Origin of the sequence: Streptomyces sp. NPDC086080 (genome assembly GCF_044540255.1) — a bacterium.
Taxonomy (GTDB): Bacteria; Actinomycetota; Actinomycetes; order Streptomycetales; family Streptomycetaceae; genus Streptomyces.
This window is the reverse complement of the sequence record NZ_JBITRU010000092.1, coordinates 1-3,477: the sequence shown is the minus strand read 5'-3', so window position 1 is coordinate 3,477 and position 3,477 is coordinate 1. Positions and strand designations below refer to the sequence as shown.

The window sequence follows — 3,477 nt, the reverse complement described above, 5'->3', positions numbered from 1 at the left end:
GGTCAGACTGACCCACCCAGGGGCTGGGGGCAGCACTGCAGGCTGCCCCCGGCCCCCACCAGGAAGATCACGATCTACGACTGGAGTACTAGGCCGTGTTTTGGAAGTAGTGCACGATGGAGTCGACTGCGTACCCGTTGAAGGAAGCCTGGTGGTTGACCCCGCGCTCAAGGACGCCCTGCGCCTTCTCCGCTCGGTGAAGGCGCAGAAGCCGTCCGATGGAGATTTCGTCGAGTTCGCTGACTGGCGAGAGAGGATCGCTGGGGCCTTGGACGCGTTGGCCTGTGTGCTGAACTTCGAGGAGGACCGGGACAGAGCCAGGGCGGAGGCGGCGGCAACACGGGAACAGGCCGCAGATATTCGACGCCGCGGTGAGATCGGGATCAGCCAGCGCTGATACTGCGAGCGGCCAACCAGATCGTGAGGTCGCGGGCGATCCGATCGATGCTCGTCTCGGTGACGACATCGTGTTCGCGGCGGGTGGTGTCGCGGCGGACGACCTCGTAGCCGCCTTCGTCCAGGACGGCGACCGAGGTGAACCAGGCCGGATCGTCTTCGTCGGGCTGGATGACGACGAAGGTGTTGTCCGAGCTGTTGAGGTCGTCGATCAGCATGAACAGTGCGTCCTCGGACGGGTCCTCGATGTGGTCGCCGCTCTCGCTCTCGGCCCGGTAGTACGCAGCTCCCATCGGCCCTGTCTCCTCACAGCCTGCTGACCTGATCCCGGCCAGGATGACACGCGGGCTGACACTTCAAGCAGGTCACAGCCATTCGTTGATCGCGGCGATGAGGACGGTCGCCTCGAACCGGACCGCGAGTTTGTCGAACCGGGTGGCCACCGCCCGATTTCGTTTCAGCCGATTGATGCCGCACTCGACCGCGTGCCGTGCCTTGTAGTCCTCACGGTCGAAGGCCGGAGGCCGCCCGCCGACCGTTCCCCGGCGTTTGCGGTGGCCAACCTGATCAGCCGGTTCCGGGATCGTGCAGCGGATCCCGCGCCGCCGCAGATACGCACGGTTCGCGCGCGATGAATACGCTTTGTCGCCGCGCACCCGCAACGGACGAACCCGCGGCCGGCCCAGCCCGATACGGGGAACCCGAATGGCTTCCAGCACCGCCCTGAACTGCGGGCTGTCACCTCGCTGCCCTCCGGTGATCAGCAGCGACAACGGCTTCTGCCCTTGCTCGCAGGCCAGATGAATCTTCGTGGTCCAGCCCCCGCGGGACCGGCCCAGGCCGTGATCGTCCGGTTCGGTCAGGTTGCCGCCAGGCGGTTCCTTCTGGGCCCGGCTGTCCCGCCGGGCACCGGCCGCGTGCTGATGGGCCCGGCAGATCGTGGAGTCGACGTTCACGTCCCAAGTGATCAAACCGGCGGCATCCGCCTGGGCCTGCAGCCTGGTCAGAACCGCCGCCCAGACACCATCGCGCTGCCAGCGCCGGAAGAGCCCATAGACCGTCTGCCACGGACCGTACTCCGGCGGCAAATCCCGCCACGGACTACCAGTCCGCACCCGCCAACGGATCCCGTCGATCAACCGGCGCCGACGGAGGGCTGGCCTGCCCAACACCGCAACCGGCAACAACGGCCCCAGCACCGCCCACTGATCATCTGAAAGATCCCCTCGCCCCACACCGAGATCATCACGGCACGAGGCGAGACACAGGAGTCACTTCCAAAACACGGCCTAGGCCGACGGCGGCAGACGTGGTTCCCCCACCAGAGCGCTCACACGCCACCAATGACCCAAAACGCAAACCGTTTCAGATAAAAAGCAGCATTCAATGCAGATCAGCCGAACAGTGCCACACCTCTGACGATTGCCACCACGGCAAATACGATCGCCAGGATGGCCCATATAACTCTGAGATGGTCAGGAGTAAACCGAGGATCAGGCGGGCCTCCCGGCGTGACCATACCAATAATGTCATACATCCGGATGGCCAGGTTTCGGTAGTCGAGGGCAATCAGTGCGCCGAGGGCAGCGACCGCGGCGGCCCACACGAAATGAAACACACACTCTCCATTTTCAGCTCCGGGCAGGGTCCGGGTATGTCTGGGGCACTTCCAGACCCCGCCTACAGTACGTGCTACGAGGTCCAGAGCCTTGTGATGCCGGTTACACCTGAGCCGAAGCTAGCGGTGACGCCAGCACCGGGCCCAAATCCGACCTCCACACTGTGCACGATGTCCCCACGCGCGTTGCGGGTGTCGAATGTGCCGCGGTGGCTGGCAGAGACCAGCAGTCCGCTTCCCGCCTCCACACCCACGCCGGCCGCCTCACCTCGCAACTGGTCGAAGTCGTCGGCGTTGCTTCTGATGAACCCGAGAGTCAATCCGCCACCAACACCGACCGTCTCCTCAATCGTGCCGCTTACCCCGTAGTCCACCTTTCCGTCAGGGCGAGTGGTCTGAATGAAGCAACCAGTCGCCGAACCGCCGAAGCCGAAGGCGCCGCCAGCGGAGAGACAGATGCCTGATGTGTTCTTGTACGACATCGCATAGTCCACGGCATCGCCAATTTTGCTCTTGATACCACCCCAAAATCCTTCTTCCTTCTTGTTTCTCTCTGCTTGCGCTTTTGTGTATGCGATGTCTGCGAGGCGGCGTTCTTCGCGGTATGCGTCGTTGTATGCCTTCTGGGCGGCGTGTGTGGTCTGGCCGTAGGAGTTGCGGCCTTGGTGGCCGTAGGTGTTGTAGCGGCCTTTGGAGGGGTTGGCGAGGATGCGTTTTTTGCTTCCGGGGGTCCAGGGGATGTAGGAGCCGGAGTTGCCGGGGCTGCCGGGGTTTCCTCCTGAGACGGCGCTATTGATTTTGGGTTTGCGTTTGGGGAGTCCGCCGCTGCAGGCGATTTCTTGTCGCATGCATTCTGCGATGGCTTCGCCGGTGGGGTCGGAGTAGGTGGCGGGGTTGTTGTTGCCGTAGGTGTAGGGGTTGTGCTGGGTGGGGTCGTCGGTGAGGAGGAGGGGGTCGACGGAGACGAAGCGGCCCAGGGTGGGGTCGTATTCGCGGGCGCCGAGGTGGGTGTAGCCGGTGGGGTCAGTGGTGCCGCCGACGAAGCCGCGGTCGCCGGGCCATGAGCTGCTGCCGGCGGCGGAGCGGGAGGTGCCGAAGGGGAGTTGTTTGCGGCGGGTGACTGTCTGGACCGCGCCCATGGCGATGGCGATGAGTGCGGTGCCCTGGTGGTCGCCGAAGAGGAAGGAGAAGCCGCCGGTGCTGGTGCGGACCGCGACGGTTTCGCCGCCGTGGGTGTAGTAGCGGGTGGCGGTCTTCGCTCCGGTGGCGGTGATCTGGAGTTCGTTGCCGCCGGGGAGGTATGCGGTGGTGGAGCCGTCGGCGTTCTTGGCGAGCATGCGGTTGCCGTCGGAGTCGTAGACGTACTCCGTGGTCTTGCCGTCTTCGACGATCTTGGTCAGGTGGCCTTCCGCGTCCCAGGTGAGGTCCTGGGTGCGTGGGCCGCCGGTGCGGCCGGCGGTGTT

At 64.7% G+C, this 3,477-nt stretch carries 5 protein-coding genes; 1 reads left to right on the top strand and 4 read right to left on the bottom strand.

What is annotated here, in order from left to right; translation table 11 throughout:
• Positions 1–151 precede the first annotated feature (151 nt).
• Positions 152–397 carry a hypothetical protein gene (locus tag ACIF9R_RS38115; RefSeq protein WP_252540427.1) on the top strand — a complete coding sequence of 82 codons (246 nt, stop codon included), beginning with the start codon at positions 152–154 and terminating at the stop codon, positions 395–397.
• On the opposite strand, the gene ACIF9R_RS38110 is transcribed toward ACIF9R_RS38115, so the two are convergent.
• The 4 genes from ACIF9R_RS38110 to ACIF9R_RS38095 all read right to left on the bottom strand — a co-directional run.
• Entirely contained in the window at positions 384–689 is a 306-nt protein-coding gene (locus ACIF9R_RS38110) for a hypothetical protein (protein ID WP_215215684.1), read from the bottom strand. The genes ACIF9R_RS38115 and ACIF9R_RS38110 overlap by 14 nt on opposite strands.
• 72 nt (positions 690–761) lie before the next feature.
• Positions 762–1,631 (bottom strand): IS5 family transposase, encoded by an 870-nt coding sequence (locus ACIF9R_RS38105; RefSeq protein WP_215215685.1) that lies wholly within the window; start codon positions 1,629–1,631, stop codon positions 762–764.
• A gap of 158 nt (positions 1,632–1,789) precedes the next feature.
• Complete coding sequence (locus tag ACIF9R_RS38100; RefSeq protein ID WP_399987692.1) at positions 1,790–2,014, bottom strand: hypothetical protein; 225 nt, start codon at positions 2,012–2,014, stop codon at positions 1,790–1,792.
• 74 nt (positions 2,015–2,088) lie between these two features.
• Positions 2,089–3,477: RHS repeat-associated core domain-containing protein (locus ACIF9R_RS38095; protein ID WP_399987691.1), on the bottom strand; the 1,389-nt coding region annotated here is incomplete at its 5' end.

Coding starts and splice junctions, on each gene's coding strand:
- ACIF9R_RS38110 (WP_215215684.1), bottom strand. CDS start 689: ATGGGAGCTGCGTACTACCGGGCCGAGAGCGAGAGCGGCGACCACATC.